The sequence below is a fragment of the uncultured Nocardioides sp. genome, assembly GCF_947489365.1.
Taxonomy (GTDB): domain Bacteria; phylum Actinomycetota; class Actinomycetes; order Propionibacteriales; family Nocardioidaceae; genus Nocardioides.
Map to the genome: position 1 here is coordinate 363,239 of NZ_CANLDB010000004.1, position 12,437 is coordinate 375,675.

9 protein-coding genes are annotated in these 12,437 nt (G+C 73.5%); 2 read left to right on the top strand and 7 right to left on the bottom strand.

All coding sequences use genetic code 11. The features are described 5' to 3' along the window. Nucleotides 1-8 precede the first annotated feature (8 nt). Both Q0858_RS13885 and Q0858_RS13890 read right to left on the bottom strand, forming a co-directional pair. Nucleotides 9-2,000 (bottom strand): ATP-binding protein, encoded by a 1,992-nt coding sequence (locus tag Q0858_RS13885; protein WP_299055444.1) that lies wholly within the window; start codon nt 1,998-2,000, stop codon nt 9-11. A gap of 67 nt (nt 2,001-2,067) precedes the next feature. Then, nucleotides 2,068-3,351 carry an acetyl-CoA C-acetyltransferase gene (locus tag Q0858_RS13890; protein WP_299055446.1) on the bottom strand — a complete coding sequence of 428 codons (1,284 nt, stop codon included), beginning with the start codon at nt 3,349-3,351 and terminating at the stop codon, nt 2,068-2,070. Between the two features lie 186 nt (nt 3,352-3,537). On the opposite strand from Q0858_RS13890, the gene Q0858_RS13895 reads away from it, so the two are divergent. Together Q0858_RS13895 and Q0858_RS13900 are read left to right on the top strand one after the other, a co-directional pair. Beyond that, a complete protein-coding gene (locus Q0858_RS13895; protein ID WP_299055448.1) occupies nt 3,538-4,878 on the top strand; it encodes a 3-oxoacyl-ACP reductase in 1,341 nt (446 codons plus the stop codon). A gap of 1 nt (nt 4,879) precedes the next feature. Next, complete coding sequence (locus Q0858_RS13900) at nt 4,880-5,791, top strand: MaoC/PaaZ C-terminal domain-containing protein (protein ID WP_299055449.1); 912 nt, start codon at nt 4,880-4,882, stop codon at nt 5,789-5,791. 43 nt (nt 5,792-5,834) lie between these two features. On the opposite strand, the gene Q0858_RS13905 is transcribed toward Q0858_RS13900, so the two are convergent. From Q0858_RS13905 to dxs, 5 genes are all read right to left on the bottom strand, one after another. Next, nucleotides 5,835-7,127 (bottom strand): M23 family metallopeptidase, encoded by a 1,293-nt coding sequence (locus tag Q0858_RS13905; RefSeq protein WP_299055450.1) that lies wholly within the window; start codon nt 7,125-7,127, stop codon nt 5,835-5,837. A gap of 199 nt (nt 7,128-7,326) precedes the next feature. Continuing rightward, nucleotides 7,327-8,181 carry an acyl-CoA thioesterase II gene (locus Q0858_RS13910; RefSeq protein WP_299055452.1) on the bottom strand — a complete coding sequence of 285 codons (855 nt, stop codon included), beginning with the start codon at nt 8,179-8,181 and terminating at the stop codon, nt 7,327-7,329. A 55-nt stretch (nt 8,182-8,236) separates the two neighbouring features. Then, entirely contained in the window at nt 8,237-9,190 is a 954-nt protein-coding gene (locus Q0858_RS13915) for a PAC2 family protein (RefSeq protein ID WP_299055454.1), read from the bottom strand. Nucleotides 9,191-9,207: 17 nt separating this feature from the next. Then, nucleotides 9,208-10,497 carry a hypothetical protein gene (locus Q0858_RS13920; protein WP_299055457.1) on the bottom strand — a complete coding sequence of 430 codons (1,290 nt, stop codon included), beginning with the start codon at nt 10,495-10,497 and terminating at the stop codon, nt 9,208-9,210. Beyond that, nucleotides 10,494-12,422 carry a 1-deoxy-D-xylulose-5-phosphate synthase gene (gene dxs / locus Q0858_RS13925; protein ID WP_299055460.1) on the bottom strand — a complete coding sequence of 643 codons (1,929 nt, stop codon included), beginning with the start codon at nt 12,420-12,422 and terminating at the stop codon, nt 10,494-10,496. The genes Q0858_RS13920 and dxs overlap by 4 nt, the downstream gene beginning before the upstream one ends. Nucleotides 12,423-12,437 lie beyond the last annotated feature (15 nt).

Consider the following 12,437-nt stretch of genomic DNA (forward strand, 5'->3'; position numbering starts at 1 on the left):
CGCGCTCCCTACGCGGCCTGGAGCTCGACGACGAAGGTCGTGCCGCCCTGCGGTCGGGCCTCGCAGCGGATCGATCCCCCGTGGCGCTCGACGACGTCACGGCAGATCGACAGGCCCAACCCGGTCCCGGCGTACGAGCCGGCGGACGTCGGTGCCCGGTACAGGCGGTCGAAGATCTGCTCCCGCTGGTCGTCGGGGACGCCGATCCCGTTGTCGCCGACGCGGATCACGGCACGGCCGCCGTGCACCTCGCCGGTCACCTCGACCCGGGGCTCGACCCCGGGGGCGACGTACTTGACCGCGTTGCTGACGAGGTTGGTGAAGAGCTGGTGGCACAGGTCCCGGTCGGCGTGCAGCGCCGGGAGCGACGCGTCGACCACGAGGTAGGGCTCGCACCGCTGCTCGCGGGCGATCCCGGGCAGCAGACCACCGGGGCCGGCCAGCGACACCGTCTCGGGCTCCAGCGTCGACTTCCCGGCGCTGGCCAACAGGTCGCGGATCAGCTCGGCCATGCGGTCGGCGGTGCGCTCGGCGCGGGAGAGTGCGTGGGCGAGCCCGTCCCGCGCCGGCCCGGGCGGCAGGTCCTCGACGAGGTCCGCCGCCTGCTCGACCCACCCGCGCGTCGCGGTCAGCGGCGTCCGCAGGTCGTGGGCCGCGACCTCGGCGAACTCGTGGAGGCGGTCCTGCGCGACCCGCTCGTCCGTCACGTCGCGCGAGACCACCAGCGCGGCGGCGGGCTCCCCGTCGACGACCCCCTGGGACAGCGGCACCGCGCGCAGGGCGATGATCCGGCGGCTGCCGCCGGGACCGGCGATCGCGACGTCCTCGAGGATCGTCCGACCCTCCCGCCGGGCCCGGTACGACGGGCGGTCGTCCTCCGCGATCCGTGACCCGTCGAGCCGGTAGATCTCCGCGGTGACCACCGACGAGGCCGCCCTGTTGCTGCGGACGACCGTGCCCTCCGCGTCGACGACGGCGATGCCCTCGTCCATCGCCTCGGTGACCGCGTCCAGCAGCTCGATCCGGGCGCCGGCGTGACGGTTGGCCTCTGCCAGCTCGGCGAGCAGCGCGAGCCGCTCGTCCCGCCCGACGGCGACGGCGAGGGTGGTCAGCGCGACGGTGAGGACGAAGGCCTGCGTCACGAGCGCGTTGAGCTGGGGCGTCTCGAGGCTGGCGAAGGGTCCGATCCCCGCCAGGGTGAGCCCGCAGGCGGCGGTCCCGCAGCAGGCGGACAGCAGCCCTGCCCAGAGGGTGGGCAGCCGGGCACCGGCCCAGACGGCCACGCTCACGAGGGCGAACGCCAGCTGGGCCCGGCCGTAGGTGAACACGAAGCCGTACGTCGTCACGGCGACCAGGACCAGGGCCAGCACCTCCGGCCACCCCGCGTACGGCGTCCGGGGATGGGGTGCGGACACCGCGCGGACGGGGGCGATCCCGCGCCGCGCGCGCCACCACTCCCAGACCAGGTGGCCGACGGCGCCGACGATCACGACGCCGGCGAAGTGGCGTCCCCACCAGTCGGCGACCCCCGAGCCGCGCGGCTGCTCGGGGACGACGAGGTCGATGAGCCCGCTCGCCAGCAGGGCGCCGACCAGGGTGCCCAGGAGCAGCGCACCGAGGAACCCGACGAGGGACCGCAGGTCGTGCAGGCTGGCACCACCGCGCACCCCGAGCAGGGAGGGTGCCCACTGTCGGAGCAGGAGCGCGCAGCACACCGTCTGCACGCTCGCCGCCACCGCCACGATCCAGGCGAGGCTCCAGCCCGAGCCGGTGACGACCATGACCAGCGCGACCGCGACGGTCATGGCGGCGAGACTCAGGGACCGCCCGAGCCGTCCACGACTGGCCAGGTACCAGAGCAGCGCCGCGCCGGACGCAGGCCACACGAGCGCGAGGGACTGAGCGCCGATCGCCGTGGCGACCCGGGCGCCGAGCCCGAGTCCGACGACGGCGAGAAGTCCGACCACGAAGACCGCGGCCCCGCCCCCACGAACGGACACCCCCACCCCTGTCGTCCGGTGCGCAGCCGGGCGAGCGCCGACCGCGGCCGACACTCTACCGCCACCCTCAGGGACGCTCCAGGATCGCGGTCACTCCCTGCCCGCCGGCCGCGCACACCGAGATGACGCCGGAGCCGGAACCCTTCTCCGCGAGCAGGGAGGCGAGGGTCGCGACGATCCGCCCACCGGTGGCCGCGAACGGGTGGCCCGCCGCGAGCGAGGAGCCCACCACGTTCAGCCGCTCCCGGTCGACCGCGCCCAGCACGTCGTCGAGGCCGAGGCGCTCCTTGCAGAACACCGGGTCCTCCCACGCCTTCAGGGTCGCGAGCACCTGGGAGGCGAAGGCCTCGTGGATCTCGTAGAAGTCGAACGAGCCGAAGTCCTTGCCCTCCCGGGCGAGCATCCGCGGCATCGCGTACGCCGGCGCCATCAGCAGCCCCTCGCCGCCGTGGACGTAGTCGACCGCCGCCGTCTCGTACGCCGTCAGGTAGGCGAGCACGGGCAGGCCGCGCTCGGCCGCCCACTCCTCGGAGGCCAGCAGCACCGCGGAGGCGCCGTCGGTCAGCGGCGTCGAGTTGCCGGCCGTCATCGTGGCGGCCGCACCCTTGCCGAAGACCGGCTTGAGCTTCGCGAGCTTCTCCACCGAGCTGTCGGGGCGCAGGTTGTCGTCGAGCTCGAGACCACGGAACGGCGTCACGAGGTCGTCGAGGAAACCCCGCTCGTACGCCGCCGCGAGGTGGGCGTGCGACGCGGCGGCGAGCTCGTCCTGCTCCTCACGGCCGACCTGCCACTCGACGGCGGTCAGGGCGGCGTGCTCGCCCATCGACATCCGGGTGCGCGGCTCGGAGTTCTGCGGGATGGCGGGCACGAGGTCGGCCGGCCGGATGCGCGACAGGGCAGCGAGCTTGCCCTGGGTGGTCTTCGCGCGGTTGGCGGCGAGCAGCTTCTTGCGGAGCCCCTCGCCCACGGCGATCGGGGCGTCGGAGGCGGTGTCGGAGCCGCCGGCGATCCCGGACTCGATCTGTCCGAGGGCGATCTTGTTGGCCACCTGGATGACGGCCTGCAGACCTGTCCCGCAGGCCTGCTGGATGTCGGTGGCCGGGGTCTCGGGCGCGAGCCGGGAGCCCAGCACCGCCTCGCGGGTGAGGTTGAAGTCGCGGGAGTGCTTCAGCACCGCCCCGGCGACGACCTCACCCAGCCGCTCGCCGGCCAGGTCGTACCGGTCGGCCAGCCCGTCGAGGGCCGCGGTGAGCATGTCCTGGTTGGAGGCGGTCGAGTACGCGCCGTTCGATCGCGCGAAGGGCGTGCGGTTGCCGCCGACGATCGCGACGCGACGGGTCTTCTCCTGCATGGGAGCTCCTGGTGCTCGGGGTCTGGCCGCGTCCAGACTACTGATGAGTAACCTGGATCCGCAGCCCGGTGAGTCCCATCTCACCAACAATGGACACCGAGTTACACATCGCGTTACACAAGTGTCCCGGCCCGGTGCCCGAGCCGATGACCGACCCCGATGTCGACAGTGAGGACCCGCAGGACCATGAGCGACCGCTACCAAGGCTTCGTCAGCACCCCGATCGGCAAGCTGCTGGTCAAGAACCTCGGCCTCCCCTCGCCCGTCCGGCTCGACCGCTGGACCGAGGGCGCCCCCCTGGTCGACGGCACCGTCCTGGTCGGCGGCGACGGGCGGCTGGCGGGTCTGCTCCCGACCCTGCTGAAGGACCTCGGTGTCGAGGTCCGCACCGAGGCGGAGGGCGACGGGCGGTTCAAGGGCCTCGTCCTGGACGCCACGGGCATCACCGACTCCGCCGGGCTCGTCGCGCTCACCGAGTTCTTCACGCCCGTGATGCGCCGGCTGGAGTCCTGCCCGCGCCTCGTCGTCCTCGGCACCGACCCCGCCCACACGCAGTCCGCCTCCGAGCGGGTCGCGCAGCGGGCGCTGGAGGGCTTCACCCGCTCGCTCGGCAAGGAGGTCGGCCGCGGCGGCACCAGCCAGCTCGTGTACGTCGCCCCCGGCGCCGAGGAGGCGACCGCCTCGACGCTGGCGTTCCTGCTGTCGCCGAAGTCGGCGTACGTGTCCGGTCAGGTGGTCCGCATCGGCGTCCACGGCACGACCACCGTCGCGGAGGAGCCCGCCGTCGCCGAGAAGCCGCTGGCGGGCAAGGTCGCGCTGGTGACCGGCGCCAGCCGCGGCATCGGCGAGCAGATCGCCCGCGTCCTGCACCGCGACGGCGCCACCGTCGTCGGCGTCGACGTCCCGCAGGCCGCCAGCGACCTGGTGTCGCTGGTCCAGGAGCTCGGCGGCGACCACCTCGCCCTCGACATCACCGCGAAGGACGCCCCGCAGCGCATCGCGCAGCACCTCAAGGACAAGCACGGCGGCGTCGACATCGTCGTCCACAACGCCGGCATCACCCGCGACAAGAAGCTCGCCAACATGAAGGCCGACCGCTGGGAGTCCGTCATCGCGGTGAACCTGACCGCCCCCGAGCGCATCTCCCGCGAGCTGCTGGAGCAGGGCGTGGTCAACGCCAACGGCCGCATCATCGGCGTCGCCTCCATCGCCGGCATCGCCGGCAACGTCGGTCAGACCAACTACGCCGCCTCGAAGGCGGGCGTCATCGGCCTCGTCGACTCCCTCGCGCCCGAGGTCGGCGACGGCATCACCGTCAACGCGGTCGCCCCCGGGTTCATCATCACGAAGATGACCGCGGCGGTCCCGTTCGCCACCCGCGAGGTCGGCCAGCGCCTCAACGCGATGGCGCAGGGCGGCCTGCCGGTGGACGTCGCCGAGACCATCGCCTGGTACGCCCACCCGGGCTCCACCGCGGTCAACGGCAACGTGGTCCGCGTGTGCGGCCAGATGATGCTGGGGGCCTGAGGTGGCGTCGCAGGACGGCGTGGTCGACAAGGAGCTGACGGGCGAGCCCGGCGGGCTGGCCACGATCGCCCGCGCCGCGCTCCCGCTGCTGCCCGTGGTCAACCGGCTGCCTGGCGTCCGCAAGGCCCCGCGCTCGTCGTACGACGGCCTGGCCTACCACCGCGCGCCGGTGACGGTCGAGCGCGACCACGTCGAGGCGTACGCCGCGGTGTGCGGCTTCCCGGTGAAGGACACCGTCCCGCTGCCCTACCCCCACGTGCTCGCCTTCGGGCTGCACACGGCGATCATGACCGACCCGGCGTTCCCGTTCCCCGCGGTCGGGACCGTGCACATGGAGAACGACATCACCTCCCACCGCCCGGTCCGGGTCGGCGAGGCCCTCGGTCTGCGCGTCGAGGCCTCGGAGGCCCGTCCGCACGCCAAGGGCACCGCGCTGGTCTTCTCCGCGACGGCCACCGTCGGTGACGAGACCGTCTGGGAGAGCACGTCGACGTACCTGCGCCGCGGGAAGGGCGACGAGGCAGCCCCCGCCGGGCTGCGGATCGAGACGACCCCCGGCACCGGGGTGCGCTGGCCGCTGCCCGCCGACCTGGGCCGGCGCTACGCCGCCGTGTCGGGCGACCACAACCCGATCCACCTCCACCCGCTGACGGCGAAGCCGCTGGGGTTCCCGCGCCACATCGCGCACGGGATGTGGAGCCTGGCCCGCTGCGTCGCCGCCCTCGAGAACCGTCTCGACGGGGACGGCGGCGCCCGGGTGCAGGTGGCCTTCAAGAAGCCGATCCTGCTCCCGGGCAGCGTCGCCTTCGGCTCCCGGCCCGTCGCGGACGACGGGCCCGGCGGCTACCTGTTCTCCCTGACCTCGCCGAAGGACGGCTCGCCGCACCTGGTGGGGCGCACGAGCCGTCCCTGACGGGTCCCGTCAGCGGGTTGCTCCGCCAGGCCTCAGCGGTGGCTCAGCGGAAGTCCGCCTGCTTGGCGAAGCTGCCGGTGGCGGGGTCCCAGGCGCCGACCTCGCTGTAGCCGTCGCCGTCCCAGTCGCCGGCGACCGGGAGGGCGCCGCGCGCCCCGAGCACGAACGTCTTGGTCGTGCCCACGGGGTAGCGGAGGGTGAAGGTGCGGGTCTCGCGGTCGTACAGACCGACGTCCGTCCGGCCGTCGCCGTTCCAGTCACCGACGAACGGCAGCTGACCGGCCTTGCCGAAGGTGATCTTGCGGTAGATGCCGCCGTCGTGGCCGCGCAGGTCGAAGCGGGTCACGTTGGCTCGCCAGACGCCGACCTCGTCGCGACCGTCGCCGTCCCAGTCGCCGGCGAGGGGCACGTTGCCCTTGTAGCCGAAGCGGAACTCCTGCGGGCCCTGCGGGGTCTTGAGGCGGAAGGTGCGGTCGTTGCCGTTCCAGACGCCGGGCAGGGCCTTGCCCGTGCCGCCCCAGTCGCCCATCACGGGGCGGTCGGTGCCGCCGCCCATCTGGCGTCGGAACATCCCGCCGTCGGGGCGTCGCGTCTCGAAGCGACCGGTGGCGCGGCGCCACACGGTGGCGTCGTCGGCACGCCCGCCCAGCACGTTCGCCGCGAGCGGCACGTCGCCGGCGTACGGCGCGGTGGGCAGCTCGGCCTGGGCGCAGTTCTTCGACACGAGGGTCGTGCCGAACGCGAACTCCTTGCCGTCGAACCAGGGGTGGATCACGCTGCCGTTGCGGCGCTGTTCGTAGTGCAGGTGGGGGCCGGTGCTGTTGCCCGTGGTGCCGAGCCGGCCGACCATGTCGCCGGAGTCGACCTCCGCGCCGACGCCCACGGCGATCGAGTTGAGGTGGGCGTACAGGGTCGACTCGCCGTTGCCGTGGTCGACGACGACCCAGTTGCCGTAGCCGCTCGAGGACCGGGTGGCGGTGGTGACCTTCCCGTCCGCGGACGAGACGACCGGCATGTCGAAGTCGTCGGTGCGGTTCCAGTCGACCGACAGGACGCTGGGACTGTGCGAGGAGCGCGTGGAGCCGTACCAGTCCTCGCCGCAGCGGAACGGCATCTGGAACGCGGTCTGCGGCCGGGTGCTGGCCTGGACCTCGATCCGGTCGCGGTCCTTGCGCTTCGCGCCCTTCTCCTTCGAGCCGTCGATGCGCACGCCGTCGACGACGCTGCCGACGGGGTCGTTCGGGATCGTCAGGGTGCCGCGGTCCTGGCCCCGGTCCTTCTTCCGGTCCTTGTCGGCGGCGGACGCCGAGGCGCTCGCCAGTCCGAGGGTCGTCACGGCGAGAGCCGCGGTGGTCAGCAGAGCGACGGAACGGCGCAGGGAGCGACGTGGCGGGAAGGGCATTCGACGTCCTCGAGATCGGGGGAGACGGCGAGTCACATCCTTCTCAGGAGTGCTCATTCGTCACAGCAGTCACAACCGTGACATGCGTCGGCGTGTCTGTCACCCAGATCCCGTGAATTACAACGGTGTAGTGCTATGCGGGCTTGTTCGCCGTCAGGCGGATGAGCCCCTCCTGCGCGACCGAGGCGACCAGACGGCCGTCCTCGGTGAAGACGCGGGCGGTCGCGAAACCGCGACCGCCGCTGGCCGAGGGCGACGCCTGGTCGTAGAGCCACCACCGGTCCGGACGGAACTGACGGTGGAACCAGACGGCGTGGTCGAGGGACGCCGGCTGGATCCGCGGGTCCCCGATCAGCAGGTCGTGCGGCACCAGCGAGGCCCCGAGCAGGGTCAGGTCGCTGGCGTAGGTGAACGCGGCGAGGTGGGTCAGCCGGTCGTCGGGGAGGTCGCCGTCCACGCGGATCCACAACCGCGCCCCGTGCTGCCGCTCACCCTTCGGGGGGACGACGTACCGCACGTCGAGCGCCGCCCACTCCTGCTCCCAGCGCTCCCGGGCCTCCTCGCCGGCCGAGCCGACGATGTCGACGAGCCGCATCGCCTCGTCCGGGCCGGGGACCTCGGGCATGGCGTCGGCGTGCTCGAGGCCCTCCTCGACGCGCTGGAAGTTGGCGGTGAGGAAGAAGATCGACCGGCCGTGCTGACGGGCGACGACGCGCCGGGTCATGAACGACCGGCCGTCGCGGAGCGCCTCGACGTCGTACAGGATCGGGATCTCGCTGTCGCCCGGGCGCAGGAAGTAGCAGTGCATCGAGTGCGCCTCGAACGCCGGGTCCACCGTGTGGGTGCCCGCGACGAGGGCCTGCGCCGCCACCTGCCCGCCGAAGACGCGCTGGCGCGTCTTCACCGTCGGCTGGCGGCCGCGGAACAGGTTGTCGTCGAGGGTCTCGAGGTCGAGGAGCTCGACGAGCTCGTCGGCTGACCGGGGCACGGTGCCTCCTGGGGCGCTGGGTGGGTCTCAGGGGGTGGGTCTCAGGCGGTGGGTCTCAGGTGCGGGGCGGCTCGTCGCCGCGGTCGAGGCGGGCGAGGAACTCCTCGAACTCGTCGCCGAGCTCCTCGGCGGTGGGGAGCGGCCGGTCGGGGGCCAGCAGACCCTCGCCGGACTCCTCGGCCCGGCGGAACGCGTCGTACTGCCGCTCGAGGCCGACGACGACCTCCGCGACCTCGGGGTGCTCGGCGAGGTACTCGGCGACCTCGTCGGCGCGCGTGGCCGCGGCCTCGCGCAGGGCCGTCAGGTCGACGGCGATGGCGGCGGCCCGCTCGACGTGCTCCAGCAGCACGACCGAGGCGGCCGGGTACTCCAGCTGCGCCAGGTAGTGCGGCACGTGGGCGACGTAGCCCAGCGCCGGCTGGCCCCACTCCCCCAGCCGGACCTCCAGCAGCGCCTGGGCGCTGGAGGGCACCCGCATCTCGCCGTCCCACGGGCTCGTGGTGGTGAGCAGGTCGGCGCGGCGGGCCGGGGCGTTGGCGTGCTCGGTGAACGTGATGGGTCGCGTGTGCGGCACCGCCATCGGCACCGCCCCCATGCCGACGACGCGGGAGACGGAGAACCGCTCGACGACCTCGCGCACGGCGCGGCAGAACGCCTCCCAGCGGTTGTCCGGCTCCGGCCCGGTGAGCAGCAGGTACGGCGTCCCCGCGGCGTCTCGCTGCAGGCGCACGACCAGCCGGGGCGCCTCGTAGTCGGTGTAGTGGTCGCGGGCGAAGGTGACGGGCGGGCGACGGGCCCGGTAGTCGTAGAACGCGTCGACGTCGAACGTCGCCACCACGGGTCCCTCCACGAGGCCGGCCAGGTGGCGGGCGGCGAGGCCGGCGGCGCTGCCGGCGTCGAGGAACCCGTCCAACGACAGGACCAGGGCGGGACCCTCGCCCTCCCGGGCGTCCGCTGCGAGACCCTCGACGTCGTCGACGATGTGGACCAGACGACCCGACGTACTCATGGGGTCAAACCTAGCCGTCAGCCGTACTGGCGCAGGATCCGGTCGGTCGCCGCGGCGGCGAGCTCGGGGCCGGTGGTGCCCAGCACCTGCCGCAGCACCCGGTCCGGGTCACCGCCACCGGCGTCGCCCCGCACGTCCATCGCCTCGAGGAGCGTCCACAGCGCGTCCGGGCCGAACACGGCCGCGATCTCCTCGCACACCTGCCAGGCCACGTCGTAGTTGGCGCTCGAGCGCGGACCCTCGTTGAACCCGCCGTCGTCGGGCAGGTCGGTGAGCCCCCGCCGTGCCTCGGTGAGGGCGGCCGACGACAGCAGCCGGTCCCCCAGTTCCAGCGGCTGCACCGAGACCCACTCGGCGATGCCCTCGGCGAGCCAACGGGGCACCAGCTCGTCGCGGGCGCCGAGCGCGACGTGGGTGAGCTCGTGGCGCAGCAGGCGGCCGCGCTCGGTCTCGTCGGCCGTGAGCATCCGGGGGTTGAGCACCACCCGCTCGGAGATCACGGGGCCGTCCGGGTCCGACCGGATCGGGATCGCGACGCCGTCGAGCCGCTCCGGGTCCCCTCCGGGCAGTCCGGCGACGGAGTCGAGCAGGAGCAGGTCGGAGGGCGCGTAGACGACCACCGGTCGGGTCCAGCGGTAGGGCACGACCTCGCGGACCTCGCGGACGGCGGCCGCCGTCGCGTCGACGACCTCCTCGCCGCTGTCGATGCTGCCGACGTCGAAGACGCCGAGCACGCCGCCGTCGCGGACCGTCCCGATCGGTCGTACGTCCCACGGCTGGGCGCCGCCCGCGGACGCGTCGGGCGAGACGGGCAGCTCGGAGACGAGCCGCAGCTCCTCCCCGCGGACCGGCTGCCAGACGAGCTCGTGCTCGGAGCGGACGGGCGCGGCGTCGAACCGGGACAGCTGGAGCACCTGGCGGACGCGCACCCGCACCAGGTCGTCGTCGACCGTGACCTCGGGCGGCCGCTCGTAGCGCAACACGCCCACGGGCAGCCGGGACAGGTTGACGGTGTAGCGCCGCTGCGCCCGGCGTGCCTCCTCCTCGGCGACGGTCTGGGCGACCACGGCGTCGGCGTCACCCCGTCGCAGGGCCCGGGCGCGGCGGTCGAGGGCGTCGTCGACCGCCCCGGCGAGCGCGTCGGCGTCCTCGAGCAGGGTCGGCGGAGCGGGCTCGCGGGCCGGCGGGGCCGCGACCGGGCCGTCCTCGAGCCAGGAGCAGCCCGCCGTGGTCGTCAGGGCGGCCAGGACCACGAGCCCGACCAGGCCGGTCCGTGCCGAGCCGACCGGGGCCGGGGGGCGGTTCACCGGGGGACGTCGCCCCGGAGGTGGCCGGGCGCGGGAGCGTCGGCGCCCCCGAGGGCGGTGACGTCCTCGACGATGCCGCGCGCCAGCGTCTGGGCGTCGAGGCCCACCCGCTCGAGGATCGTCGCCCGCTTGGCGTGGTCCATGAACTCCTGCGGGATGCCGTGCAGGCGGAACGGGACGTCCACGCCGGCGTCGACGAGGGCCTGGAGCAGCACGGAGCCGCATCCGCCGACGCGGCCGTTGTCCTCGACGCTGACCACGAGCCGGTGCGTCCGGGCGAGGTCGACGAGCGCGGGGTCGACGGGCTTGACCCAGCGCGGGTCGACGACGGTGACACCGATGCCCTGGTCGACCAGGCGGCGTCCGACGTCGACCGCGGTGGTGGCCATGGAACCCACGCCCACGACGAGGACGTCGCGGGTGCCCTCCGCACCGGTCGAGCGCAGCAGGACGTCGCAGCCGCCGGCGCGGTCGACCGCCTCCAGGTCGGCGGGCGGCGGGCCCTTGGGGAACCGCACGACGGTCGGGGCGTCGTCAACCTCGACGGCCTCGTTCAGCAGCTCGCGCAGCCGGGTGCCGTCACGGGGAGCGGCGATGCGGAGACCGGGCACGACCTGGAGGACCGACATGTCCCACATGCCGTTGTGGCTGGCGCCGTCGTCGCCGGTGACGCCGGCCCGGTCGAGCACGAAGGTGACGCCGCAGCGGTGCAGCGCGCAGTCCATGAGGACCTGGTCGAAGGCGCGGTTGAGGAAGGTGGCGTAGACCGCGACGACCGGGTGCAGGCCGCCCATCGCCATGCCGGCCGCCGAGGTCGCGGCGTGCTGCTCGGCGATCCCGACGTCCCAGGTGCGGTCGGGGAAGTGGGCCTGGAAGTGGTGCAGGCCGACCGGGTGCATCATCGCGGCGGTGATCGCGACGACGTCGGGCCGGCGGTGTCCGACCTTGACGATCTCGTCACCGAAGACGTCGGTCCAGCTGGAGGCCTTGGCGTTCTCGATGCCGGTGTCGACGTCGAACGGGCCCAGCGAGTGGAACTGGTCCTCCACGTGCTGCTCCGCGGCGTCGTACCCGAAGCCCTTGCGGGTGAGCGCGTGCACGATGACGGGCCCGTCGAAGCGCTTCGCCCGAGCGAGGGCGGCCTCCAGGGCGGAGCGGTCGTGGCCGTCGACGGGGCCGACGTACTTGAGGCCGAGGTCCTCGAAGAGGCCCTGCGGGGCGAGGGCGTCCTTCATGCCCTTCTTCACCGCGTGCAGCGCGTCGTAGGCCATCGGGCCGATGCCGGGGACGGCGTTGAGGCGCTTCTTCACCAGGTCGAGGACCTGCTCGTAGCGCGGGTCGGTGCGCAGGCTGGTCAGCGCGGTCGCGAGGCCGCCGATGGTGGGCGTGTACGAGCGGCCGTTGTCGTTGACGACGATCACCAGGCGCGAGTCCTCGGCGATCGCGATGTTGTTGAGCGCCTCCCAGGCCATGCCGCCGGTCAGCGCGCCGTCGCCGATGACCGCGACGACGTGGCGGTCCTCGCCGCGGACGGCGTACGCCTTGGCCAGCCCGTCGGCGTACGACAGGGCGGTGGAGGCGTGGGAGTTCTCGACGATGTCGTGGGGCGACTCGGCCTGGCTGGGGTAGCCGCTGAGGCCACCCTCCTGGCGCAGGGTGTCGAAGCCGGGGCGGCGGCCCGTCAGCAGCTTGTGGACGTAGGCCTGGTGGCCGGTGTCGAAGACGACGCGGTCACGCGGGGAGTCGAAGACCCGGTGGATCGCCATGGTCAGCTCGACGACGCCCAGGTTCGGGCCGAGGTGTCCCCCGGTGCGCGCGCAGGTGGCGACCAGGACGTCGCGGATCTCGACCGCGAGGCTGTCCAGCTGGTCGTCGTCCAGCGCACGCAGGTCGCGTGGTCCGGTGACTCCGTCGAGCAGGCCCATGACTCCCAGCCTAGA

Coding starts and splice junctions, on each gene's coding strand:
- dxs (WP_299055460.1), bottom strand. CDS start 12,422: ATGGGCCTGCTCGACGGAGTCACCGGACCACGCGACCTGCGTGCGCTG.
- Q0858_RS13915 (WP_299055454.1), bottom strand. CDS start 9,190: ATGAGTACGTCGGGTCGTCTGGTCCACATCGTCGACGACGTCGAGGGT.
- Q0858_RS13890 (WP_299055446.1), bottom strand. CDS start 3,351: ATGCAGGAGAAGACCCGTCGCGTCGCGATCGTCGGCGGCAACCGCACG.
- Q0858_RS13895 (WP_299055448.1), top strand. CDS start 3,538: ATGAGCGACCGCTACCAAGGCTTCGTCAGCACCCCGATCGGCAAGCTG.